Raw genomic sequence first — 22283 nt, 5'->3', positions numbered from 1 at the left:
GCGATCGTGGTGTGCGTCGGAGGCCGGTGCCGCCCACCCGGTTCGGCATGGTGGACGGGTGCTAGCGGTCGTGTGCCCGGGTCAGGGCTCCCAGTCCCCCGGGTTCCTCCGTCCATGGCTCGAGCTCCCGGGCGCGGCCGACCGGTTGTCGGCGTTCGCCGACGCCTGCGGCGTGGATCTCGTGCGGCACGGCACCGAGTCGGACGCCGACACGATCCGGGACACGGCCGTCGCCCAGCCGCTCATCGTCGCCGCGTCGCTGCTGGCGCTGCGCGCACTCCTCGACGGACGTCCGGCGAGCGAGGTGGTCGACGTCACGGCGGGGCACTCGGTCGGCGAGCTCGCCGCGGCCGCCGTGGCGGGGGTGCTCACGGACGAGGGCGCCGTCGGGCTCGTCGCCCACCGCGCCCGCAGCATGGCCGGCGCCGCCGCCGTCACGCCCACCCGCATGGCCGCCGTCGTCGGCGGGGAGCCCGAGGCCGTCCTCGCGGCGATCGAGTCCGCCGGGCTCTACCCGGCGAACGTCAACGGCGGTGGACAGGTCGTCGCCGCGGGGTCTCGGGACGCGCTCGCGGCGTTCGTCGCCGCGCCGCCCGCCCGCGCGCGGGTGATCCCACTCCAGGTCGCCGGGGCGTTCCACACGCCGTACATGCAGTCCGCGCAGGAGGAGTTCGCGCCCGTCGCGGCGTCGTGGCCCGCGCAGGACCCCGCCCTGCCCCTCCTGTCCGACGCCGACGGCCGCACCTACCCCGTGCACCACGGCTGCCCGTTCGGGCGTGGCCGCGAGGTGCTGCACCGGCTCGCCGAGCAGGTCGTCGCGCCGGTGCGCTGGGACCTGTGCCAGCAGACGATGCAGGCCATGGGGGTGACCGGGCTCGTCGAGCTGGCACCCGCGGGCGTGCTGACCGGGCTCGCCCGCCGCGGCCTGCCGGGCGTGGAGACGGTGGCCCTGTCCAGCCCCGACGACCTCGAGGCCGCGCGCGACCTCGTGCTCCGCCACACCACCCGGCGACCCGAGGAGGCCCCGCAGTGACGCGCCCGACCCTGACCCAGAGCTCCGGACCGGCGTACACGCGCATCCTCGGCATCGGGGGCGTCCGTGGGGACCGCGTCGTGACGAACGACGAGATCGCGGGCCCCATCGACTCCAGCGACGAGTGGATCCGCCAGCGGACCGGCATCGTCACGCGCACGCGCGCGGCGGCGGACGTCGACGTCGTCGACCTCGCCGAGGGCGCCGCGCGCGCCGCGATCGAGCACGCCGGCCTCCAGCCCGCCGACGTCGACGCCGTGATCGTCGCGACCACCACGTACTTCCACCAGACGCCGTCGGCGGCCGCGCTGCTCGCCGACCGCCTCGGCGCCGTGCCCGCCGCGGCCTACGACCTGTCGGCCGCGTGCGCCGGCTACGCCTACGGCATCGGGCAGGCTGACGCCCTGGTGCGGGCGGGGGCGGCGCAGCACGTGCTGGTCGTCGGCGCGGAGAAGATGAGCGACTTCGTCGACCCGACGGACCGGTCCATCTCGTTCCTCCTGGGCGACGGCGCCGGTGCCGTGGTCGTGGGCGCCTCCGACACGCCGGGCATCGGCCCGACCGTCTGGGGCTCCGCAGGCCAGGGCCACCTCATCAAGCAGACCGCCTCCTGGAAGGAGGCGTTCGAGCAGGGAGCCGAGTGGCCGACGCTCCGCCAGGAGGGCGCCAGCGTCTTCAAGTGGGCCGTGTGGCAGATGGCGCCGATCGCCGAGAAGGCCCTCGCGGCCGCCGGCGTGACGGTGGACGACCTGGACGCCTTCATCCCGCACCAGGCGAACATGCGGATCATCGACCAGATGGTCAAGCAGCTCCACCTGCCCGAGCGCGTCGTCATCGGCCGGGACATCGCCGACACCGGCAACACCTCGGCCGCCTCGATCCCGCTCGCCGCCGAGCGCCTGCTCCGCGAGGGCCAGGTCACCAGCGGCGCGCTCGCCCTGCAGATCGGCTTCGGCGCCGGGCTCGTGTACGCCGCTCAGGTGGTCGTGCTTCCCTGAGCGAACCTGATCCACCGGGCCCCGACGGGCGCCCGCAACCCCCCGGGCCGCAGGCCCACCACGATGAGGAGAGAACCGATGGCGTACAGCGAGCAGGAGATCCTGGCCGGCCTGGCGGAGATCGTCAGCGAGGAGACCGGGCTGCCGACCGACTCCGTCTCGCCGGAGAAGTCCTTCACCGACGACCTCGACATCGACTCGCTGTCGATGATGACGATCGTCACGCTGGCCGAGGAGAAGTTCTCGGTCCGCATCCCCGACGACGAGGTCAAGAACCTCGCGACCGTGGGCGACGCCGTCAGCTTCATCGCCGGCGCCCAGGCCTGATCCGTCCCGGAGCGTCCGGCGGCCGAGCCCGGCCGCCGGAGGCTTCCGGCACCCCGCAGGAGGAACCGTGACCGCACCCGAGGTCGTCATCACCGGACTCGGCGCCACGACGCCGCTCGGCGGCGACGTGCCCAGCACCTGGGCCGCCGCGCTCGCCGGCGAGTCCGGCGCGCGCACGTTCGACAACGACTGGGCCGCGACCTACGAGCTCCCCGTGACCTTCGCGGCGCAGCTCCGGGTCCCGCCGTCGGAGGTGCTGTCCCGGCCCGAGATGAAGCGCATGGACCCGTCGGCGCAGTACGCGATGGTCGCCCTGCGGGAGGCGTGGGCCCACGCCGGCGCACCCGAGGTCGAGCCGACCCGGCTCGGTGCGGTCGTGTCCTCCGGCATCGGCGGGATCTGGACCACGCTCGACGCGTGGGACACGCTGCGGGAGAAGGGCGCCCGCCGCGTCCTGCCGATGACTGTGCCGATGCTCATGCCCAACTCCCCCACCGCGTACGTCGGGCTGGAGATCGGCGCGCAGGCCGGCGCGCACGCGCTCGTCTCCGCCTGCGCGTCGGGGGCCGAGGCGATCGGCTACGCGGCGGAGATGATCCGCACCGGGCGGGCCGACGTCGTCGTCGCCGGGGGGACCGAGGCCGCCATCCACCCGATGCCGATCGCGGCCTTCGCGGCGTCCCGCACGTTGTCGACACGGAACGACGACCCGACGGCCGCCTCGCGGCCCTACGACGTCGAGCGGGACGGCTTCGTGCTCGGCGAGGGCGCAGGCATCGTCGTGCTCGAGAGCGCCGCGCACGCCGCGGCACGTGGCGCACGGGTCCACGCGCGTCTCGTCGGCATCGGCTTGTCGGCGGACGGGTACCACATGACGTCTCCCGAGCCCGAGGGCCGCGGCCAGATCGCCGCGATGCGCCGGGCCCTCGAGGACGCGGGCGTCGCGGCGGCCGACGTCGCGCACGTCAACGCGCACGCGACGTCGACGACCGTCGGCGACCTCGTCGAGGCGCGCTCCGTGCGGGCCGTCCTGGGCGGTGCCGCCGACGGCGTGGCCCTGTCGGCCACCAAGTCGATGACGGGTCACCTGCTGGGCGGCGCCGGGGCGCTCGAGACGATCTTCACCGTGCTCGCGCTGCGGGAGCGGACCGCACCGCCCACGATCAACGTGTCGCAGCCGGACCCCGAGCTCGCCCTGGACCTGGTCCGGGACACCCCGCGCGCGCTGCGCGACGGTCAGCTCGCGGCGATCAACAACTCGTTCGGCTTCGGCGGCCACAACGTGGCCCTGGTGCTCACCACCGCCTGACGTTCTCTCCGCCGCCGGGTGGAACGAGACCGGAGCACTGCGTTCCACCCGGTGGCGAGTCGCAGGGGCGACGTTCCACTCGAGGGGCGGCTCAGCCCACGCGGTGCAGCCAGCGGACCGGCGCGCCTGCGCCCGCGTAGCGGAAGGGCTCGAGCTCGTCGTCCCAGGCCTGGCCGAGCGCCAGGTCGAGCTCGCGGCGCATCCGCGCCGGGTCCTCGGCGTGCTCCATCGCGGCCCGCACCCGGTCCTCCGGCACGAGGATGTTGCCGTGCACGTCGGTCACGGCGTGGAAGATCCCGAGATCCGGCGTGTGGCTCCAGCGCCCGCCGTCGCTGCCGTGGCTCGGCTCCTCGGTCACCTCGTAGCGCAGGTGCGCCCAGCCGCGCAGGGCCGACGTCAGGCGCGCGCCGGTCCCCTGTGCGCCCTGCCAGGAGAGCTCGGCTCGGAACATGCCGGGCGCGGCGGGCTGCTCGGTCCAGTCCAGCGACGCGCGCGCGCCGAGGACGCCGCCGGCGGCCCATTCGACGTGCGGGCACAGCGCTCGGGGCGCTGAGTGCACGAAAAGGACACCGCGGGTGATGGCACCGGCCATGTCGATCCTCCGCTCGGTCGAGGTGCGTCTTCCCCAACGACCTCGTTCACGAACGAGAGGTGCGACTTCCTGGCGTTGCCTGCGGCGTGCTGGGACCAGCATGCCCGACGCGCGGGCGCTTGGCCAGCACGAACACGGGCCGTGGACGGATCAGCCGAGCTGCTCGCGGATGGCCCGCATCGCCTTCTTGCGCTCGGCGCGCTCCAGGCGGTCGAGGAACAGCATGCCGTCGAGGTGGTCGCACTCGTGCTGGAGGCAGCGCGCCATGAGCTCGGTCCCCTCGACGACGACCTCGCGCCCGTCCAGGTCCTCCCCCACCACGCGGGCGTACCAGGCGCGCTTGGTCGGGAACCACAGGCCCGGGACCGACAGGCAGCCCTCGTCGCCGTCCTGGTACTCGTCCTCGGACACCTCGACGAGGCGCGGGTTGAGGACGTAGCCGATCTCGTCGTCGATGTTCCAGGAGAAGGCGCGCAGGTTCACGCCGATCTGGTTCGCCGCGAGTCCCGCTCGCCCGTCGGCGTCGACCGTCTCGAGGAGGTCCTCTACCAGGGCGCGGACGCGCGCGTCACGCTCACGGATGGGCTCGCAGGGCGTCCGGAGGACGGGGTCACCGACGACGCGGATGTCACGCATGGCCATGGCGTCATCCTTCCATGCCCTGGTGACCGGCCGATCACGGGTCCGCGCGACCCGTCGCCATGATCGGGTCGCCGATACCGCGCGCGACCACCGGCGGCGCGACCTAGGCTCGACGACAGTCAGGGCGCGCGAGCGCCACGAGGACGGGAGGACCCCATGCGGACCAAGGCGGCATTCCTGGTGGGCGGCGCGATCGGCTACGTGCTCGGCACCCGCGCCGGTCGTGAGCAGTTCGAGAAGATCCGCGCACAGGCCCAGAAGCTCTGGGAGGACCCGCGGGTCAAGAGCACGGTGTCCGACGTCGAGCAGCGCGCGGCGACCATCGTGAAGGAGAAGGCGCCCGAGATCCGCGAGAAGGTCACCGAGGCCGTGCGCTCGGCGACCGACACGGTGCGCTCGCGCACCGGCGAGGGCGACAGCCCGTACGGCACGACGAGCGGCACCACGTCGACCCCTGGCGCCACCTCCTGACCCTGGTCGCCCCGCGGGGCGACGACGGACGACGACGGCGCCGGCCACCCTCCAGGTGACCGGCGCCGTCGTCGTCCGCGGCGAGGCGGCAGACTCTCCCCGTGGAGATCGTGACCTTGGCCCTCGGTGGGCTCTGCACCATCGGCGGCGCGGGCGCGCTGGTCGCCGCGTTCCGGCACGGCCAGGCGGGCCGGGCCGCCGACGAGCGTCGCTGGTTCCGGATGGCCGTCGTCGGGCTGGCACTCGGTTCGACCGCGTTCCTGGTCACCGCGCTGCTGGCGGGCTGACCGCCCGGCCCCGTCACGACCGATCCGGCACCGGTCCCTCCGGTCGCTGGACGAGGTGCTGGGCGTAGGCGGACAGCGTGAGGAAGCTCGGGTACTCATCGGCGAGCGCCACCTGCCGGAAGAGCGCCGCGGCGTCGTCGACCCGGTCCCCCGCGGACCTGGGCAGGCTCGCGACGACCTCCGACAGCACCTCGGCGACCCACGCGCGGCTGATCCGGCGCCCCTCGGCCGTCTCGGTCCCGTGATGGACCCACTGCCAGATCTGCGAGCGCGAGATCTCGGCCGTCGCGGCGTCCTCCATGAGGTTGTCCAGGGCAGCCGCCCCGGTACCGCGCAGCCACGAGTCGAGGTAGCGGACCGCGACGGCGACGTTCCCGCGCACACCCGCCTCGGTGACGCGGCCGTTGGCCGACCGGAAGTCGAGCAGCTGCGCGGCCGTGACGCGGACGTCGTCACGCAGCCGGTCGAGCTGGTTCGGACGGTCGCCGAGCGTGGCGTCGAAGACCTCGCGCGCGACGGGCACGAGGTCGGGGTGGGCGACCCACGTGCCGTCGAAGCCCTGCCCGGCCTCCCGCTCCTTGTCGGCCCGCACCTGGTCGAGCGCGCGCGCGGTGACCTCGGGGTCGCGGCGGTTCGGGATGAACGCCGACATCCCGCCGATGGCGTGCGCTCCCCTGCGGTGGCAGGTCGCCACGAGGAGGTCGGTGTAGGCGCGCATGAAGGGCACGTCCATCGTCACCTGCGACCGGTCGGGCAGGACGTACCGCGGCCCCCGCTCCCGGAAGGTCTTGATGATGCTGAAGATGTAGTCCCACCGCCCGGCGTTGAGGCCTGCGCAGTGGTCGCGGAGCTCGTAGAGGATCTCCTCCATCTCGAAGGCGGCCGTGATCGTCTCGATGAGCACGGTGGCGCGGATCGTCCCGTGCGGCAGCCCGAGGTAGGTCTCCGTGACGGTGAACACGTCGTCCCACAGCCGCCCCTCGAGGCGGTTCTCGATCTTCGGCAGGTAGAAGTACGGGCCGCGGCCCGCCGCCACGAGCGCCGTCGCGTTGTGGAACGCGTACAGGCCGAAGTCGACGAGGCTGGCCGACGCCGCGGCCCGCTGGCCGGCGCGGTCCACGAACCGCAGGTGCCGCTCCGCCAGGTGCCAGCCACGCGGTCGCATGACGATCGTCGGGGTCGTCGGCCCGACCCGGTACTCCTTGCCCTCGGGCGAGACGAAGTCGACCTGCCCGCGGATCGCGTCGTAGAGGCTGTGCTGCCCCCCGACGACGTTCTCCCACGTCGGGGAGGTCGCGTCCTCCTGGTCGGCGAGCCACACGCGCGCGCCGGAGTTGAGCGCGTTGACCGTCATCTTGCGGTCCGTCGGCCCGGTGATCTCGACGCGCCGGTCCACCAGGCCCGGCCCTGCCCCGGCGACCCGCCACGTCGGGTCGGCCCGGATGCCGGCCGTCTCGGGCAGGAAGTCCGGGTCCAGGCCGTTGGCGTAGCGCTCCTGCCGCCGCTGGCGCTCGAGGAGCAGGTCGTGCCGCCGACCCGCGAAGCGGACGTGCAGCTCGGTCAGGAAGGCGAGCGCCTCCGGGGTCAGGATGGTCGCCGAACCGGCGACCGGCGGCCCGACCACCTCGACGCGCGCGGTTGCGTGCGCGAACGGGGCGACGCCGTCGGGCGTGGCGGCGGGTGCGGGTGCCGGCGCCGTGGGTCGGCTGGTCGTGGTGGCCTGCGGGAGTGCGTTCATCGGTGTCCTCCGAACCGGGCGGTCTCGGTGGAGCCGGCCATCGCGGTCGTCACGCTGTCCGGGTTGAGCACTGTCGCGACGCGGTCGAAGTAGCCCGTGCCGACCTCGCGCTGGTGCCTCGTCGCGGTGTAGCCGTCTGCCTCGGCGGCGAACTCGGCCTCCTGCAGGGCGACGTAGGCGGTCATCCCGTGCTCGGCGTAGCCCCGCGCGAGCTGGAACATCGCGTGGTTGAGGGCGTGGAAGCCGGCGAGGGTGATGAACTGGAACGCGTACCCGTACGAGGCGAGCTCGCGCTGGAAGCGCGCGATCGCGGCGTCGTCGAGGTGGGCCTTCCAGTTGAACGACGGCGAGCAGTTGTAGGCGAGGAGCTTGCCGGGGAACCGCTCGTGGATCCGCTCGGCGAACTCCCGCGCCAGGGCGAGGTCGGGCTCGCCGGTCTCCACCCACAGCAGGTCCGCGTACTCCGCGTACGCCAGCGACCGCGCGACCACGGCATCCAGGCCCGGACGCACCCGGACGTAGCCCTCGACGGTCCGCTCGCCGGTGAGGAACTCGGCGTCGCGCGGGTCGACGTCGGAGGTCAGCAGGTCCGCCGCGAGCGCGTCCGTCCGCGCCACGACGAGCGTGGGCACCCCCGCGACGTCGGCCGCGAGGCGCGCCGCGCTGAGGGTGCGCACGTGCTGGGACGTCGGGACGAGGACCTTGCCGCCCAGGTGGCCGCACTTCTTCTCGGCGGCGAGCTGGTCCTCCCAGTGCACACCCGCGGCGCCCGCGGCGATCATCGCCCGCATGAGCTCGTAGGCGTTCAGCGGGCCACCGAACCCGGCCTCGGCGTCGGCCACGATCGGCGCGAGCCACTCGCCGAGGCGGCGGCCGGCGCCCGGCCCGCCCGTGAGGGCCGCCTCGACCGCGTCCACCTGGTCCGCCCGCAGGAGGGCGTTGTTGATCCGACGGACGACGGCGGGCACCGAGTTCGCCGGGTACAGGCTCTGGTCCGGGTAGGTGTGCCCCGACAGGTTCGCGTCGGCGGCGACCTGCCACCCCGACAGGTAGATCGCCTTGAGGCCGGCGCGGACCTGCTGGACCGCCTGGTTGCCGGTCAGCGCGCCGAGTGCGGGCACGAACTCCTCGGTGTGCAGCAGCTCCCAGAGGCGCTCGGCGCCGCGGCGGGCGAGCGTGTGCTCCTCGGTCACGGTGCCGCGCAGGTCGATCACGTCCTGCGCGGAGTAGTCGCGCCGGACGCCGGACCACCGCGGGTCGCTCGCCCACTCCTGCTCGAGCTCGGCGGCGGTCTGCACCTGGTCGCCCGGCCGGGGCCGGCGACGCGAGGCCTCGTCACCGGCCAGGGCGAGCCGGCGCGGCCCGTGCTGCGGGCGGCTGATGCCGACAGTGGCTGCGGTGTTCGCGTCCATGGGTGGTCTCCCTCCGTTGGGCCTGACCTGTCCACCTTGCGGCGCGCTCCCGCCACCTTGCCCGCCGGGCGACGCAGAAGAATCCCGGTTCTTCTGCGCCGGGGAAGGTGGCGCGTCCGAGGTGCGACGGGCGACCGTGGGGCATGAGCGTGACGACTGGCACCCAACGCCCGGCCGGCCCCGGCGGGCGCGCGGCTCCGAGCACCCCGACACCGTCACGGCGGGCGCCCGCCTCGGCGCCGCCCGCGGAGGGGCTGGTCGACCCGATCGTCATCGGACGCCGGGTACGGCACCTGCGCACCGCCCGCGGGATGACGCTGGAGGACCTGGGCGCCGCCGTCGGGCGCGCGCCCTCGCAGGTCTCCCTGCTGGAGAACGGCCGGCGCGAGGTCAAGGTCTCCTTCCTGCAGCGGGTGGCCGCCGCTCTCGGGGTGGGGCTGGAGGAGCTCCTGTCCCCGGAGCCGCCCACCCGGCGCGCCGCGCTCGAGGTCGCGCTCGAGCGCGCCCAGCGCGGCCCGCTGTTCGCCTCGCTCGGCATCGGGCAGGTGAAGGTGGGCCGGTCGCTGCCGACCGACGCGCTGGACGCGCTCGTGCGTCTCCAGGCCGAGGTGCGGCGCCTGCTCACCGAGCGCGCGGCCACGCCCGAGGAGGCCCGGCGCGCCAACGCCGAGCTGCGCGCGGAGATGCGCGCCCGGGACAACTACTTCCCCGAGCTGGAGGAGCACGCACGCGACCTGCTGGCCGCCATCGGGCACCCGGGCGGGCCGCTCTCCCAGCGCGCGACCGGGGAGATCGCCGCGCACCTCGGCTTCTCCCTGCACCACGCCGGCGACCTGCCGCACTCCACGCGGTCCGTCACGGACCTGCGACACCGCCGGGTGTACCTGCCGCACGGCGTCGCGTCCCAGCCGGACCCGCGCTCCGCCGTCCTGCAGGCCCTCGCGTCGCACGTGCTCGGGCACACCGAGCCGCGTGACTACGGGGACTTCCTGCGCCAGCGGGTGGAGACCAACTACCTCGCGGCGGCGCTGCTCGTGCCGGAGGACGACGCGGCAGCGATGCTGCGGCAGGCGAAGGCCGCTCGCCGCCTGTCGGTGGAGGACCTGCGCGATGCCTTCGCCGTCACGTACGAGACCGCGGCGCACCGGTTCACCAACCTCGCGACCCGTCACCTCGACGTGCCGGTGCACTTCATGAAGGTCCACGAGAGCGGTGTGCTGCACAAGGCGTACGAGAACGACGGGGTGCGCTTCCCGTCGGACCCGCTCGGCGCCATCGAAGGACAGCCGGTGTGCCGGCGCTGGACCGCCCGGACGGTCTTCGACGTGGACGACCGGTTCAGCCCGTACTACCAGTACACGGACACGCCGGCGGGCACCTTCTGGTGCACCTCACGGGTGCAGGGATCGGCCGACGGCGACTTCTCGGTCAGCGTGGGCGTCCCGTACGCGCACGTGCGCTGGTTCCAGGGCCGCGAGACGCCGCAGCGGGGCACGTCGACGTGCCCTGATCCCGCCTGCTGCCACCGGCCGCCCGCCGACCTCGCCGAGCGGTGGGCGGGGCGGGCCTGGCCCGCCGCGCGGCCGCACGCGTCGATGCTCGCCGCGCTGCCCGCCGGCGCGTTCCCCGGCGTCGACGAGACGGAGGTCTTCGCGTTCCTCGAGCGCCACGCGCCCGGCGGAGCGTGAGCTCGAGGCACCTCAGGCATGTTCCCGACAGCATGTCGGGACATACGATGGTGCACCCGAGTCCGGGCGCCCGCGTGGCCGGCACCACGGGCGAGGGGCGACGAGAGGAGGAGACGCATGCCGCGCATCGACGCGCCGACCGTCGCCGAGCACCGGGCGGCGCGCGAGCGGGCGTTGCTCGACGCCGCACGCGACCTCCTCACGGCGGACCCGGACCGCGTCCCGACGCTCGCCGAGGTCGGCGAGCGGGCTGGGCTGTCGCGATCGAGCGTCTACCAGTACTTCGCGTCGCGGGAGGACCTGCTGTCCGCCCTGGTCAGGGACTCCTTCCCGACCTGGCAGCGCCGCCTCGACACCACCATCGCCGCAGCGGACGGCCCGCACGGACGGGTGATCGCCTTCGTCCGCGCCAACCTCGAGCTCGTGGCCGACGGCGAGCACGCCCTGGCCCGCACCCTCGCGGTCGTCGCGCCGTCGGAGGACGTCGCGGAGCGTGCGCGCGACTTCCACGACCAGCTGCTCGTCCCCGTGCTGGCGGCGCTGCGCGAGCTGGGCGCGCCCGATCCCGAGCTGTCCGCGGAGCTGGTGAACGCCGTCGTGCACGCGGCCTCGCGCCTGGTCGAGCAGACGGGCGACCTGGAGCGGTCCCTGCGCGCGACCACCGCGATCCTCGACCCCTACCTGCGCGGCCTCCAGCCGGCCGCGCAGGCGTCAGGGACTCCCGCGCCCGATCAGGACTGAACGGGCGCGAGCCTGCCGTCGGTCATCTCCACGACGCGGTCGCAGTGCGTGAGCACGTCGTGGTCGTGGGTCACCATCACGGTCGCGACGCCGAACTGGTGCGTCTCGCGGGCCAGCAGCTCCACGATCTCGTGGCTGCGGCGCCGGTCGAGCGCGGCAGTCGGCTCGTCCACGAGCAGCACGGAAGGCGACGCCACCAGGGCGCGGGCGATGCCCACGCGCTGACGCTCGCCGCCGGAGAGCCGCGCAGGACGCCGGTCGGCGTGCTCGGCCATGCCCACGGCGTCGAGCAGGGCGAGCGGCGCGGTCGCCGCGCGTCGGCCGGTGATCTTCTCGACGAGCCGGAGCTGGTCGATCGCCGTGAGCGCGGGCACGAGGTTGCCCGACTGGAAGACGAAGCCGACGTTGTCGCGGCGGAACGTGGCGAGCGCACGCGACGACAGGCCCACCAGCTCAGTCCCGGCGACGCGCACCGAGCCCGACGTCGGGCGCGTGAGGCCGCCGGCCACCGCGAGCAGGCTGGACTTGCCGGCACCCGAGGGGCCGACGACGGCGACGAGCTCGCCGGGCGCGACGTCGAGGTCCACGTGGTCGAGCGCGGCGACCTGGTCGTCGCCGTCGCCGAACGTCAGGACGACGTCCCGCAGGGTCAGGCCCTGCCGCTCGGCGGCGGGGTCGACGGTCGTGGTGGCCGTGCCGGTGGCGCGGTCGGTGCGGGCGGGGGTGGTCATCGGTTCTCTCCCAGTGCGGTCACGGGGTCGACGGAGGAGATGCGGCCGGTCGCGACGGCGGCGCCGGCGAGGCCCAGGCCCACGAGCAGCAGCGCCCCGGTGAGCACCGGCTGCCCCTGGAGGACGAACGGCATCTGCGTGCCCTCGAGCATGGCGCCCAGGCCCGCACCGATGCCGGTACCGACGGCGACGGATCCCACGAGGAGGACGGCGGCCTGGAGCACGCCGTCGGTCAGCAGGAAGCGCGTCGACGCGCCGATGGCGCGCATCACGGCGAGCTCGCGCGTGCGCTGCACGGTCCAGAGCGTGAAGAACGCCCCGACGACGAGCGCGGAGATGCCGTAGAGGAAGATCTGGATCAGCTGCATGGTCATGAGCTCGGCCGTGTAGCCGGGCGAGGAGTCGAAGGCTGCCTCGATGCTGCGTGCCGAGGTGCCTGCGGCGGCGTCACCGGCGGCCAGGTCGGGTGCGCCGTCCACGCCGCGCAGGGCCACGACGCTGCCGACGTCGTAGACCTCCGGGTCGGCGGTCTCGCCCGGGGTGAGGCCCGCGTGGACCTCCTGCCAGGTACGCAGCGGCACGAAGGCGATGTCCACGTGGCCGAAGGTGCGCTGGTCCTCGGTGAACCCGACGACGGTGAGCTGGGTGCCCAGGCGGTCGAGCGTGACCACGTCACCGACCTCGACGCCTTCGTCCTTGGCCGAGACGCTCAGCAGGGCCTCTCCCTCGGCGGTCACGGCGCGCCCCTCGGCAGCGGCCGGCATCACGAACCCCTGGGGCTCGACGCCGAACAACGTCAGGTCGAGCGGGGTGCCGTCGTCGTTCTTGGCGTTGACGATGGCGGTGCCGAGCAGCTCCGCGTCGGCGACGTCGGCCTGCCCCTGCCAGGCGTCGCGCTGGACGGCGGTGACCTCCGACCGCGTGAACGCGGAGTCGGTCTTGGTGCCCTCCTCGAACGCCATCGCCTGCACGGGGCTGCGCAGCAGCCCGGAGACTCCGTCGACGACCAGGCCGGACGCCAGTCCGGACAACAGCACCGTGAGGACCGAGATGAGCGCGACCACCGCACCCATCAGGCCGAACCTGGTGCGCGCGAACGCCAGCTCACGCAGCGCGAGAAACATGTCCACCTCCAGGGAGCCGCGCCTTCCCGACACGGCGTTGACATCATATGAACGCAGTGTCGGGAACTTTGTTCCCGGAGTGGCCGATGACCTTGCGGAGAGCGAGGCCTCAGGCGTCGGAGCCGGCGAGCCGCTCGACGTCGGCCGCGGCCTCGCGACGCAGCCGCAACGCGATGCCGACGGTCGTCAGCGTCACGACCAGCGCCACGCTGTTGGGCACCACGAGCGCCAGGTCACCGCGCGAGAGGCCGTAGGCGATCCAGAGCGCGAAGCCGGGCAGCAGGATGCCGAAGTACCCGAGCGAGACGTCCTCGGCCGACCGCGTCTGCAGCATCCGCCGGATCTGGAGCACCGGGGACACGGCCATCGCCACTCCCCAGCTCGCAGCGACGACGGCGAGCACGTCCGAGACGTTCACCTGGTTCCTCCTCGGGGAGGCGCCCTGGTGCTGGTGTCGCGTCACTCACGTGGGGGCGCTCACGCGACACGAGCAGGCTACCCCGGGCGCCGGACAGGGCACGGCCGGGGCAGGCGGATGACGGGTGGGGATCCGGGTGGGCCAGGCGGGGCTCGAACCCGCGACCGACGGATTATGAGTCCGCTGCTCTGACCGGCTGAGCTACTGGCCCGGCGGGGACGGTGCCGACGGTCCGGAGCACCGACCGTGCCCCGCGCCGTCCCTGCGGGCGCCAGGCTACCGGCACTACCGTCGGGCCATGGCGCAGGTGGTGGTCGCCGGTCCGGCGTCCTGGAACACGCTCGTCGACGTGGCGGCGCTCCCCACGGGCGAGCCGGGGACCGTCTTCGCCCAGGGGCATCGCACGGGCCTGGGCGGCACGTCGGCCGGCAAGGCCCTCTCCCTCGCGCGCCTGGGCGTCGACGTCACCCTGCGCACGGCCCTCGGGGACGACGACGCCGCGGCCGCCATCGAGCACGCGCTCGCCCACCCCAGACTCACCCTCGAGGCCGCCCGCGGGCGCGGCCCGAGCGAGCAGCACCTGAACCTCATGGCCGCCGACGGCGGCCGCCTCTCGATCTACCTGCACCTCCCGCCGGAGCCCGGCCCCGTGCCCGAGCCGGTGCGCGCCGCCGTGGCGAGGGCCGACGTCGTCGTGGTCGACCTCGCCGACCACGCGCGCGAGGTGCTCCGCCTGGCCCGGGCGGCCGGGCGGGAGATCTGGTGCGACCTGCACGACTGGGACGGCGCGTCCGACTTCCACCGGGAGTTCGCGGACGCCGCGACGGTCCTCGTGATGAGCGAGGACCGGGTCCCCGACCCGCGAGCCCTCCTCGCGTCGCGCGTCGAGGCCGGCGCGCGCTGGGCGGTCTGCACGCGGGGCGCGCGCGGCGCCGTCGCCCTCGGGCGCGACGAGGGCTGGCTGGAGCTCCCCGCGAGTCCGGTGACGCGGGTCGTCGACACGAACGGCGCCGGAGACGCGTTCGTCGCAGGCATGCTCCTGGGCCACCTCGAGGGGCGACCGTTCGCCGACTGCCTCCGGCTCGGCGCGGCCGCGGGCGCGCTGGCGGTGCAGTGCCCCGACCTCGTCTCCCCCGCGCTCGACGCCACCTCGCTGCGGCACGCGGCCGGACTCGACTGAACGAGCCCGGTCCCCCACGCAGTTAGGTTGGGAGCATGTCGCTGCTCCGACGCCCCGCCCTGCCCGACGACGTCCGCGCCGCACTCGAGCTCGCCCGGGGTGAGCGCGTGCTCGCCACCGGTCGCCTGGCCGACGGGTGGGCCGTGGCGACGACGCACGGGATCGCCGTCGTTCACCCGGGCGGAGCCGACGCCGCGGAAGGCGCCGCCGGCCTGCGGCGGCCCTGGACGGACGTGAGCACGGGACGGCTCGACCCGGACACCGAGACGCTCACCGTCGAGTGGGTCGACGGCGCCACCGCGACGGTGCTGCACCTGGCCGATGCCCGGAGCCTCGCCTTCCCGGCGGCGTTCCGGCAGTGCGTCGACTCGTCGGTGGTGCACGCCGAGCAGGTGACGCTCGCGGACCGCACCGTGGTCCGCGTGGCGCTGCGGCGCGACGGCGACGGCCAGCTGTTCACCCAGGTCATGGGCCCGGGCACCGTCGACCTCACCGACCCCTCGACGGCGGCCGCCGTCGACGCGGCCGAGGCGCGGGTGCGCGAGGCGGCCGGGCTGTAGGCCGGTCGTCGCGGTCAGTCGGCCGGGCCGGGGCCGGCCGGCCCGGTGCCGGCGGCCTCCGCCCCGTCCCGCGCCGCATCCTTGAGCTCGATCAGGAGCACGTGGGTGCCGGTGTCGCCGATGTTCTCGCCGTGGTGGCGCTGCGCGTCGAGCCACAGCGCCTGTCCTGGCTCCAGCGTCACGTCGCGATGCCGCCCACCGGCGACGAGCCGTCGGCGGAAGCCGCTGAGCGTCACCATCACGCTGTCGGGGTGGTCGTGCGGCGTGGTCACCGTTCCCGGTTCGTCGCGGTACTCGAGAACGCGCACGCGCTCGTTCTCGAACACCGGGCGGTAGTGCTCGGGATTGGTGGCCACCGGGTCCAGTCGGTCCACTCGCTCGTCGTCCATGGGCCAGTGTGCGCGCAGGAGCCGCGCCCGTCATCCCCTGGTGGACGGCCTCCGGGCGTGCGCCGCCCGGAGCGTCAGTCGTCGTCGTCCGCCTGGCCCGGCTGGGTGTTCGCGATCGTGTCCTGCCAGACCGCCTGCGCGCCCGTGTGGCCGACCTCGACGACCTGGATACCGGCCCCGACGCTCGTGACGAGCGCGGCGGCGGCGACCGTCAGGGCGACCAACCGGCCACCCGGAACGCCCGCGAGGCGCGGCGCACCCGCCTCCGGACCGGCCGCCGCACGCGCCGCGCGCTCGCGCCACCACACCCAGGCGAGCACCAGCCCGACGGCGGCGAGCGCGATCGTCCAGGGCAGCAGACCCTCGCCCAGCGAGGCGTGCCGCTCGACGGCCGAGTTCTCCCCCACGCGACCCTCGAGCGCTTCCCCGGACTGGGTCGACAGCGGCGTCAGCGCGAGCGCGAGGAGACCCAGCACCGCGGGTAGCACGCCCGCCCACCGCCGGAACCGCGGCCACAGCGCCGCGAGGAGGACGACGACGGCCGTCACGGGGACGGCGACGACCGTGGCATGCACCACGATGGCGTGGAGCGGCAGATCGGCGAAGGTGTCGAACACGGGGCCCTCCAGGGTTGCTGACGCACGTGCGGTTGCTGACGCACGTGCGGTTGCTGACGCGCTGTGCAGGAACCGTCGCGAGCGTCCACGTGGAGCACCTAGGAGGTGCCTGAGCGTCGGCTGTGAGTCGGCTTGTTCGGGCCTTTGGTCCCTTCGCGGGACGCGCGGGCGCCGTCGTCATGGGCGACGTGTCGAGGATCACCCGCGACACGCCGCCGTCCCGCGTCAACTCCGGGCGCGCACGACCGATGATGCTGCTGCGTCGGCCGGACCGGGGCCGCTACCCGCATCGGCGAGTCCCGGACGGCCGTCGTGCACGTCAGCGGCGTGCACGAGGCACCCGATCCGATCGGGTAGCATTGCCGCGCACGATCCCGCGTAGCTCAATTGGCAGAGCATCCGACTGTTAATCGGACGGTTATTGGTTCGAGTCCAATCGCGGGAGCAAGCGAAGGGTCCCCGACCGGTCTTCCCGGCACGGGGACCCTTCTCGTTCTCCCCGAACGCACTCCGGAGCCCCGCGACCCGGAGCGGCGGCGTCACCAGGGCCGGGCGACCCGCTCCTCGAGCCAGTCGTCCTGCAGGTAATCGTCCTTCTGGAGTGCGAGCCGGAGAATGCCGCGCAGGCCGGTGACGGCGTCGCCGAACGTGAAGCGACTCGCCGCGGAGTCGTGGCCCTCGCGCAGTTCGACGGGGACCTCGACGACGGGCATCCCCTGCTGCTCGGCGGCCAGCACGAGTTCGGTGGTCCACATGAGGCCCGGCTCGCGCGAGAACGCCGCGAACATCCGGCACCACTCGGCGTCCACCCAGATCGTGCCCTGGCTGTCCCCGACGGACGAGTGCAGGAGGGCCTCCCTCATCGAGCGGAAGACCCTCGACTGGAGGGTGCGCCTGGTCGACCGGTGGACGTCGGACTCGACGTGCGCCTTCGAGCCGATGGCCAGGAGCGTGTCGGCGGGCAGCTCTCGGAAGCGGGAGAGGTCACCAAGACCGAAGGGCAGGTCGTCGGCGGTGAGGAGAAGGCGGTCCCCCAGCGTCGCCAGCACCCCGGTCCGGAGCGCGACGCCGAGGCCCGGCTCGCTGTGCAGGACGCGCAGCGTGCACGGGTGCGACCACCGCTCCTCGATCTCGGCGAGGACGCCGCTCGTGGTGTCGGTCGAGCCGTTCTCCACCACGACGATCTCGTCACCCGCACCGAGCTCACCGGCCAGCGTCGCAAGTGTCGCACCGACCGTGGCAGCGCCGTTCCGGGTCGGCACCACGGCCGACAGCGACGTCGGCACGGCTCTGGGCGTGAGCCGCGCGAGGTGCCGGGCGATCTTCTGCCGCTCGCTCGCCCGCACGTGCGACGGCATCGAGCTGACGACCCACGCGAACCCACCGAGGCCGACGGACAGCAGGAGGCCGAAGGCCGCAGAGAGCTCGGAGAAGTAGTAGATGAGCGGCATGACGAACACCGCCGGCGCGAAGCCCAGCACGACGGTCGGCGTCACCATCGCCAGCACCGCCCGGACGCCCCTGCGGTGCGGGCCCCGCCGGTGCAGCGCGAGCGTGATGCCGATGCCCGCCACGACCAGCATCGCCCCGTAGTGCTTGATCGTGTAGAGCGCCTTGTCCAGGTAGAGCCGTGCGGCGGCGCCAGGGCTCTCGCGGACCTCACCGAAGTAGAGGTCCTTCATAATCTCGTTGAACTCCGTGCTCGCGATGAGCACGTCCGGGTCGACCGCTCGGGCCTGCGCCCAGCCGTACTCGTCGTTCCATCGGATGTCGAATGGCGACGGCTGACCCGTGATCGGCTCGGGATAAGACAGGCCGAGGTAGAACGAGTGCCACAGCGCGTGCGCGTCCGGCAGCTCGCTCACCGCGAGTCCCGTCGCGTCGGCCCGCTCGGTGTCGATCAGCCGCATCACGCCCGCGGGCAGCATCAGGGCGATGACGACGGCGACGGCAGCCGCCACGACGGCGCGGAGCCAGCGGAGCCGTCCCCGGCTCCACATCCACCACAGCACGCCCACCCCGGCGGCAGTGCCCACGCCCGACATCGCGCGCGACAGGTTCCCGACGCCGCCGAGCGCACCTGTGAGCAGGGTGACGGCCACCAGGGCGCGCGCGCTCAGGCGCACCGTGGACAGCACGAGGAGCATCGTCAAGGAGAGAAAGACGAGCGATGCCGCGATGCCGTACTGGGCGTAGACGCGCGTAGGCGCCGCCGCGTTCGACAAGCCGTACTCGGTGCCGAGAAGCACCGTGCCGTGGTTCACCAGCCACAGGAGCGCCGGCATCGCCAAGAGCACGTACCCCGCGCGGGCGCGCCGGAACAGCCGGGCGACGCCGAGTGGCAGCACCAGGAGAGGGAGCGCCGCCAGACCCGCCATGGCTCCCTTGAGGCCGGCGTACGGCGACGGCGAGCCCGTCACGTGCGAGAGGAGGCTGGCGATGATGTACGAGCCGGGGTCGTCGTCCCAGGCGGCCGCCGTGTAGGGGCCGTCCGTGGGCGCTTGCGTGTACCAGGAGCCGGACCCGGTGGGCTTGATCAGCAGGACGCCGGTCTCACGGTAGGCCTGGTACGTTGCATTGAGCTCGAGGTCGCGCGCGCCATGCCACGGGAGGCTCGGCATGAGCAGGACCGTCACGAACGTCATGACGGCGAGCACCAACCCGGTCAGGAGCAGGAGGATCGTCGTCGACCGTGGCCACGGCGGCTGGGCCGGCATCGTGCTCGTGTCGGCTTCGTCCAGGGGATTCTGAAGCACGGTTCCTCTCGTCCTGCATCACGTCGCGACGCGGCCGCGCCCGCCTCGGGACCCGTACCGGGCGTCAGGATAGTGCTCCGTCGCCAGGAGCCACGGCACGTCGCCCTTCATCGTCGACGCAGGGACGGGTCGGGGTGGGCGTGCGGCGCAGTTCGACGACGCTGACCCAGAGGGTCAGGGCGACACTCACCGACACGCCCGAGAGCACGATCGCGGCGATCGAACCGTGCACGACCGCCACCACGCCGACAACACCGGCCGCGCCCACCCAGAGGCGCCAGTCCGCACCAGAGCCGGGGTCCGACAGCCGGAGGAACAGCAGCGCCTGCAGGGTGGCGAAGAGGCTGCCCTGCAGCGCGAACACCCAGATCAGCGGCACGATCGCCTCGTACCCGGGCCCTGCGGCGACCTGGACCACCCACGGCGCCAGGACCGCGCAGGCCGCCGTGGCACCCGCACCGACGGCCACAGTGGCCAGCACGTTCGCCGTGCGCAGCCGAGGCGTCGATGCCGCAGCCATCCGAGGGAAGAGGACATAGCTGATGAAGCCGGGCAGGAAGAACGCGACCTTCGCGACGAGCGACCCGACGGCGTAGGCCCCAGAGTCGGCCGGCTCAAGGAAGGTCCGCGCCAGGACGACGTCCATGTTCACGAGGAGGTAGAGGCCGAGCAGGGACGCACTGTTGCGCCAGAGCTCGCGGAGCACGTTCGGGCCGGGCAGGCCAAGGGGCACCCGCTCCCGTGCGACCGCGAGCGCCACGGCGCTCCCTGCCGCACTGCCCACCAGCATTCCCAGGCCGGCGGACGTCGCGGTCGGCTCGACGGCCACGGCCACCACGGTGCCGGTTGCCCGGAGGATCCCGAGAGCCGCGTAGGTCCCGCCGAAGCGAGTGTGCAGGCGGCGCCCCTGGAGGACGCCGATCGCGGTGAAGCCGAGCACGCTCACGGCCACGCTCGCGACGACCGCGAGCATCGCGGCCGACGGGACACCGAGGACCGGCGCCGCCGCCATGGATGGCGCAGCGAGGATCAGCAACGCACCCGCCGCCCAGGCTCCCGCCCGCATGACCACGTCGGTGCGCCCCAACGCGACCCCCGCGGCGACCCGACGCGCGGCGAGGGTCTGGCAGCCGATCGCGAAAGTCGACACGATGATCGACACGCCCAGCAGCGCCCCGAGCGCACCGAACTCGGCCGGCGCCAGGATACGAGCGCTCGCGATCGACAGCCCGTAGGCCGCCGCGTTCGCCAGTGTCGTCCCGCCGGCGACGACCAGCAGGTCCCGCAGGTTCGAGACCCTTCGCTCAGGCACGCGGGGACGCTACCAGTACCGCATCATGTCCGACGCGCGGGAACCGCGAGGGGCTCTGGGTGGAGTCGCCTCCGCGGCCCAGAGCCCCTCGCGCGAAACGTCGCCGCGCGTCGCTCAGGCGCCGACGGGGACCGCCTGTCGCCACCCGTCACCCGCGGGCACGGCGCCCTCGGGCAGGTCCGCCGTCGCGATGACGACGTTGGTCCCCGTGCCGGAGACCTTCTCCCATCTGCTGCCGTAACACATGTCGACGGCCAGCTCAGGAGCCTGGGGGGCCAACGTGGCCTCCTCGATCAGCTCCGTCGTGCCGCTTGCATCACCGGTGGTCCAGAAAACCGTCTGGTGAGGGTGGTAGCTGGCCCACTCCCACTTCCACTGCCGCTGGACCTGCTCCCAGTGGCAGATGGTCTCCGTCGTCTCGGACATGTACGCGCCACCTCCTTGGGGCCTGCGCGCCGTCGCGCCTGCCTTGCACCTCATCCTCACATCGACCACCCACCCGGGGGGAGGGGACCTACGGCCCTATCTGGGTGACGGGGGCGCCCGGCAACTGGGGCAGGCGCGGCCTTCTCGGGCTGGTCCGTCGCAATCCGGGCGCTGGATCAGCACACTTGCCGATCGAACACCTGTTCGACTAGCCTCGACGCATGCCCACGGGCGGCGCCACGATCCTCCACGCCGACCTCGACGCCTTCTACGCGTCGGTCGAGCAGCTGCTGAACCCGGCGCTGCGCGGGCGGCCGGTCGCCGTCGGCGGCGGACCGACCGGTGGGGTCGTCCTCGCGGCGTCATACGAGGCCAAGCGGTTCGGCGTCTCCGGCGGCATGCCCGGCTGGCGGGCGGCGCGGCTGTGCCCGGAGCTCCTGTTCGTCCGGGGCCACTTCGCGGAGTACCAGCAGCTCGGCGACGCCGTCATGGCAATCTTCGGCGACGTCACACCGCTCGTGGAGCGCATCTCCATCGACGAGGCGTTCCTCGACGTCTCGGGAGCGACCCACCTCTTCGGGCCGGCCGCGGCGATCGGTCGCGACATCAGGGCCCGCGTGCGCGCCGAGGTCGGGCTGCCGATCTCCGTGGGCGCTGCCCGGACCAAGCACCTCGCGAAGATCGCCTCCCAGGTGGCCAAGCCCGACGGCCTGGTCGTCGTGGAGCCCGGGACCGAGCGCGAGTTCCTCGACCCCCTGCCCGTGTCCCTCGTGTGGGGCGTGGGGCCCGTCACGCAGGCCCGCCTGGCGGACCTGGGCGTGCGCACCATCGGCGATCTCGCGCAGACGCCGTCACGCGCCGTCGAGCGCCTCCTGGGCCATGCCGTCGGGAGCAAGCTCTCCGCGATGGCGCGCGACGACGACGCCCGGCGCATCGTGACCGCTCGTCACGCCGGCAGCGTCGGCGCACAGTCGGCGCTGGGACGCCGGGCCCCGGATCCCGAGACGATCCGCAGCGTCCTCGCCCACCTGGCCGAGCGCGTCGCACGCCGTCTGCGCGACAAGGGCCGCGCCGGGCGCACGGTCACCGTGCGCGTCCGGTTCGCGGGCCTGCGCTCCGTGACCCGGTCCCGGACTCTGGCCCAGCCCGTGGCGACGACGCTCACGCTGACGGAGATCGCCGAGCGGTTGACGCAGGCGGCCCTCGCCGACCAACCCTCCGGGACGGAGATCACACTGCTCGCGATCTCGGTGAGCAACCTCGCCGAGCAACGGGTGCTCCAGCTCGAGCTCGACCTCGAGCCGGACGACCCGTGGCGCCCGGGCTCGCCGACGGGCGCCGCACGGCGCGCGGTGGACGGGTCGCTCGACACGATCCGACACCGGTTCGGCAACGACGCGGCCGGGTACCTCCCTGCCCTGATGGGCGACCTGCGGTCGGTGCCCGACGCGTTCCGCGAGCTCGCCGAGCACGACCTGTGAAGGGTCACCGCTGGGGTGAGCGAGGGCACCCACGCCCCCGCTCGCTCCTGA

General features: G+C 73.7%; 23 protein-coding genes and 2 tRNA genes. 12 read left to right on the top strand and 13 right to left on the bottom strand.

Going from position 1 to position 22283, the window contains the following annotated elements:
- Window positions 1-58: 58 nt before the first annotated feature.
- The 4 genes from AFE02nite_RS01715 to AFE02nite_RS01700 all read left to right on the top strand — a co-directional run bounded on the left by AFE02nite_RS01715 (window position 59) and on the right by AFE02nite_RS01700 (window position 3667).
- On the top strand, window positions 59-1033 hold the full coding sequence (locus AFE02nite_RS01715) for an ACP S-malonyltransferase (RefSeq protein WP_034243393.1): 975 nt from the start codon (window positions 59-61) through the stop codon (window positions 1031-1033).
- Entirely contained in the window at window positions 1030-2031 is a 1002-nt protein-coding gene (locus AFE02nite_RS01710; RefSeq protein WP_034243396.1) for a beta-ketoacyl-ACP synthase III, read from the top strand. The genes AFE02nite_RS01715 and AFE02nite_RS01710 overlap by 4 nt, the downstream gene beginning before the upstream one ends.
- 78 nt (window positions 2032-2109) lie before the next feature.
- Entirely contained in the window at window positions 2110-2358 is a 249-nt protein-coding gene (locus tag AFE02nite_RS01705; protein ID WP_034243399.1) for an acyl carrier protein, read from the top strand.
- A gap of 67 nt (window positions 2359-2425) precedes the next feature.
- Entirely contained in the window at window positions 2426-3667 is a 1242-nt protein-coding gene (locus tag AFE02nite_RS01700; RefSeq protein ID WP_034243402.1) for a beta-ketoacyl-[acyl-carrier-protein] synthase family protein, read from the top strand.
- Window positions 3668-3758: 91 nt separating this feature from the next.
- On the opposite strand, the gene AFE02nite_RS01695 is transcribed toward AFE02nite_RS01700, so the two are convergent.
- Together AFE02nite_RS01695 and def are read right to left on the bottom strand one after the other, a co-directional pair.
- Window positions 3759-4259, bottom strand: coding sequence for a DUF3145 domain-containing protein (locus AFE02nite_RS01695; protein WP_034243404.1), 501 nt, complete (start codon window positions 4257-4259; stop codon window positions 3759-3761).
- A gap of 150 nt (window positions 4260-4409) precedes the next feature.
- Complete coding sequence (gene def / locus AFE02nite_RS01690; protein ID WP_034243407.1) at window positions 4410-4901, bottom strand: peptide deformylase; 492 nt, start codon at window positions 4899-4901, stop codon at window positions 4410-4412.
- 156 nt (window positions 4902-5057) lie between these two features.
- Between def and AFE02nite_RS01685 the strand changes: the two genes are divergently transcribed.
- The gene (locus AFE02nite_RS01685; protein ID WP_052113382.1) at window positions 5058-5372 is read left to right on the top strand and encodes a YtxH domain-containing protein; all 315 of its coding nucleotides are present in this window, start codon (window positions 5058-5060) and stop codon (window positions 5370-5372) included.
- 101 nt (window positions 5373-5473) lie between these two features.
- Window positions 5474-5659 carry a hypothetical protein gene (locus tag AFE02nite_RS01680; protein WP_034243409.1) on the top strand — a complete coding sequence of 62 codons (186 nt, stop codon included), beginning with the start codon at window positions 5474-5476 and terminating at the stop codon, window positions 5657-5659.
- Window positions 5660-5672: 13 nt separating this feature from the next.
- Here AFE02nite_RS01680 and aceB read toward each other — a convergent pair whose 3' ends face one another.
- Both aceB and aceA read right to left on the bottom strand, forming a co-directional pair.
- Entirely contained in the window at window positions 5673-7397 is a 1725-nt protein-coding gene (gene aceB / locus AFE02nite_RS01675; RefSeq protein ID WP_146818970.1) for a malate synthase A, read from the bottom strand.
- Entirely contained in the window at window positions 7394-8809 is a 1416-nt protein-coding gene (aceA, locus tag AFE02nite_RS01670) for an isocitrate lyase (RefSeq protein WP_146818969.1), read from the bottom strand. Before aceA ends, aceB begins: the two co-directional genes overlap by 4 nt.
- Before the next feature lie 143 nt (window positions 8810-8952).
- Between aceA and AFE02nite_RS01665 the strand changes: the two genes are divergently transcribed.
- Together AFE02nite_RS01665 and AFE02nite_RS01660 are read left to right on the top strand one after the other, a co-directional pair.
- Window positions 8953-10497 carry a helix-turn-helix transcriptional regulator gene (locus AFE02nite_RS01665; RefSeq protein WP_052113383.1) on the top strand — a complete coding sequence of 515 codons (1545 nt, stop codon included), beginning with the start codon at window positions 8953-8955 and terminating at the stop codon, window positions 10495-10497.
- 117 nt (window positions 10498-10614) lie between these two features.
- Window positions 10615-11238: a TetR/AcrR family transcriptional regulator gene (locus AFE02nite_RS01660; protein ID WP_034243412.1), complete on the top strand. Its 624-nt coding sequence runs from the start codon at window positions 10615-10617 to the stop codon at window positions 11236-11238.
- Here AFE02nite_RS01660 and AFE02nite_RS01655 read toward each other — a convergent pair.
- The 4 genes from AFE02nite_RS01655 to AFE02nite_RS01640 form a co-directional block, all read right to left on the bottom strand.
- A complete protein-coding gene (locus AFE02nite_RS01655) occupies window positions 11229-11969 on the bottom strand; it encodes an ABC transporter ATP-binding protein (protein WP_146818968.1) in 741 nt (246 codons plus the stop codon). The two genes, AFE02nite_RS01660 and AFE02nite_RS01655, sit on opposite strands and share 10 nt — an antisense overlap.
- Entirely contained in the window at window positions 11966-13126 is a 1161-nt protein-coding gene (locus AFE02nite_RS01650; protein ID WP_261765364.1) for an ABC transporter permease, read from the bottom strand. The genes AFE02nite_RS01655 and AFE02nite_RS01650 overlap by 4 nt, the downstream gene beginning before the upstream one ends.
- Window positions 13127-13202: 76 nt before the next feature.
- Window positions 13203-13511 carry a SemiSWEET family sugar transporter gene (locus AFE02nite_RS01645; protein WP_034243418.1) on the bottom strand — a complete coding sequence of 103 codons (309 nt, stop codon included), beginning with the start codon at window positions 13509-13511 and terminating at the stop codon, window positions 13203-13205.
- Between the two features lie 137 nt (window positions 13512-13648).
- Window positions 13649-13722: transfer RNA gene (locus AFE02nite_RS01640), tRNA-Ile, on the bottom strand.
- 87 nt (window positions 13723-13809) lie between these two features.
- On the opposite strand from AFE02nite_RS01640, the gene AFE02nite_RS01635 reads away from it, so the two are divergent.
- Together AFE02nite_RS01635 and AFE02nite_RS01630 are read left to right on the top strand one after the other, a co-directional pair.
- Complete coding sequence (locus AFE02nite_RS01635) at window positions 13810-14691, top strand: carbohydrate kinase family protein (protein ID WP_034243421.1); 882 nt, start codon at window positions 13810-13812, stop codon at window positions 14689-14691.
- Window positions 14692-14726: 35 nt separating this feature from the next.
- Entirely contained in the window at window positions 14727-15251 is a 525-nt protein-coding gene (locus tag AFE02nite_RS01630) for a hypothetical protein (RefSeq protein ID WP_034243423.1), read from the top strand.
- Between the two features lie 14 nt (window positions 15252-15265).
- On the opposite strand, the gene AFE02nite_RS01625 is transcribed toward AFE02nite_RS01630, so the two are convergent.
- A complete protein-coding gene (locus AFE02nite_RS01625; RefSeq protein ID WP_034243426.1) occupies window positions 15266-15640 on the bottom strand; it encodes a cupin domain-containing protein in 375 nt (124 codons plus the stop codon).
- Between the two features lie 74 nt (window positions 15641-15714).
- Window positions 15715-16257 (bottom strand): DUF2231 domain-containing protein, encoded by a 543-nt coding sequence (locus tag AFE02nite_RS01620; protein ID WP_034243429.1) that lies wholly within the window; start codon window positions 16255-16257, stop codon window positions 15715-15717.
- A 372-nt stretch (window positions 16258-16629) separates the two neighbouring features.
- Between AFE02nite_RS01620 and AFE02nite_RS01615 the strand changes: the two genes are divergently transcribed.
- Window positions 16630-16702 (top strand) — tRNA-Asn (locus AFE02nite_RS01615).
- A 94-nt stretch (window positions 16703-16796) separates the two neighbouring features.
- On the opposite strand, the gene AFE02nite_RS01610 is transcribed toward AFE02nite_RS01615, so the two are convergent.
- The 3 genes from AFE02nite_RS01610 to AFE02nite_RS01600 all read right to left on the bottom strand — a co-directional run bounded on the left by AFE02nite_RS01610 (window position 16797) and on the right by AFE02nite_RS01600 (window position 20751).
- Entirely contained in the window at window positions 16797-19013 is a 2217-nt protein-coding gene (locus tag AFE02nite_RS01610; RefSeq protein ID WP_146818967.1) for a glycosyltransferase, read from the bottom strand.
- Between the two features lie 64 nt (window positions 19014-19077).
- On the bottom strand, window positions 19078-20325 hold the full coding sequence (locus tag AFE02nite_RS01605; protein ID WP_052113385.1) for a polysaccharide biosynthesis protein: 1248 nt from the start codon (window positions 20323-20325) through the stop codon (window positions 19078-19080).
- Between the two features lie 114 nt (window positions 20326-20439).
- Complete coding sequence (locus AFE02nite_RS01600; protein WP_034243436.1) at window positions 20440-20751, bottom strand: hypothetical protein; 312 nt, start codon at window positions 20749-20751, stop codon at window positions 20440-20442.
- A gap of 221 nt (window positions 20752-20972) precedes the next feature.
- Between AFE02nite_RS01600 and dinB the strand changes: the two genes are divergently transcribed.
- Window positions 20973-22232, top strand: coding sequence for a DNA polymerase IV (dinB, locus tag AFE02nite_RS01595; protein ID WP_034243439.1), 1260 nt, complete (start codon window positions 20973-20975; stop codon window positions 22230-22232).
- Window positions 22233-22283 lie beyond the last annotated feature (51 nt).

The sequence above is a fragment of the Actinotalea fermentans genome (assembly GCF_007991475.1).
GTDB lineage: Bacteria > Actinomycetota > Actinomycetes > Actinomycetales > Cellulomonadaceae > Actinotalea > Actinotalea fermentans.
Note: the sequence above shows the minus strand (reverse complement) of the source record. Positions and strands in the feature narration are given on the sequence as shown.

Excerpts from the sequence above, each read along its gene's own strand:
- AFE02nite_RS01625 (WP_034243426.1), bottom strand. The coding sequence starts at position 15,640 with ATGGACGACGAGCGAGTGGACCGACTGGACCCGGTGGCCACCAATCCC.
- AFE02nite_RS01655 (WP_146818968.1), bottom strand. The coding sequence starts at position 11,969 with ATGACCACCCCCGCCCGCACCGACCGCGCCACCGGCACGGCCACCACG.
- AFE02nite_RS01705 (WP_034243399.1), top strand. The coding sequence starts at position 2,110 with ATGGCGTACAGCGAGCAGGAGATCCTGGCCGGCCTGGCGGAGATCGTC.
- AFE02nite_RS01665 (WP_052113383.1), top strand. The coding sequence starts at position 8,953 with ATGAGCGTGACGACTGGCACCCAACGCCCGGCCGGCCCCGGCGGGCGC.
- AFE02nite_RS01630 (WP_034243423.1), top strand. The coding sequence starts at position 14,727 with ATGTCGCTGCTCCGACGCCCCGCCCTGCCCGACGACGTCCGCGCCGCA.
- AFE02nite_RS01600 (WP_034243436.1), bottom strand. The coding sequence starts at position 20,751 with ATGTCCGAGACGACGGAGACCATCTGCCACTGGGAGCAGGTCCAGCGG.
- AFE02nite_RS01685 (WP_052113382.1), top strand. The coding sequence starts at position 5,058 with ATGCGGACCAAGGCGGCATTCCTGGTGGGCGGCGCGATCGGCTACGTG.
- dinB (WP_034243439.1), top strand. The coding sequence starts at position 20,973 with ATGCCCACGGGCGGCGCCACGATCCTCCACGCCGACCTCGACGCCTTC.
- aceA (WP_146818969.1), bottom strand. The coding sequence starts at position 8,809 with ATGGACGCGAACACCGCAGCCACTGTCGGCATCAGCCGCCCGCAGCAC.
- def (WP_034243407.1), bottom strand. The coding sequence starts at position 4,901 with ATGGCCATGCGTGACATCCGCGTCGTCGGTGACCCCGTCCTCCGGACG.
- AFE02nite_RS01660 (WP_034243412.1), top strand. The coding sequence starts at position 10,615 with ATGCCGCGCATCGACGCGCCGACCGTCGCCGAGCACCGGGCGGCGCGC.
- aceB (WP_146818970.1), bottom strand. The coding sequence starts at position 7,397 with ATGAACGCACTCCCGCAGGCCACCACGACCAGCCGACCCACGGCGCCG.
- AFE02nite_RS01695 (WP_034243404.1), bottom strand. The coding sequence starts at position 4,259 with ATGGCCGGTGCCATCACCCGCGGTGTCCTTTTCGTGCACTCAGCGCCC.
- AFE02nite_RS01635 (WP_034243421.1), top strand. The coding sequence starts at position 13,810 with ATGGCGCAGGTGGTGGTCGCCGGTCCGGCGTCCTGGAACACGCTCGTC.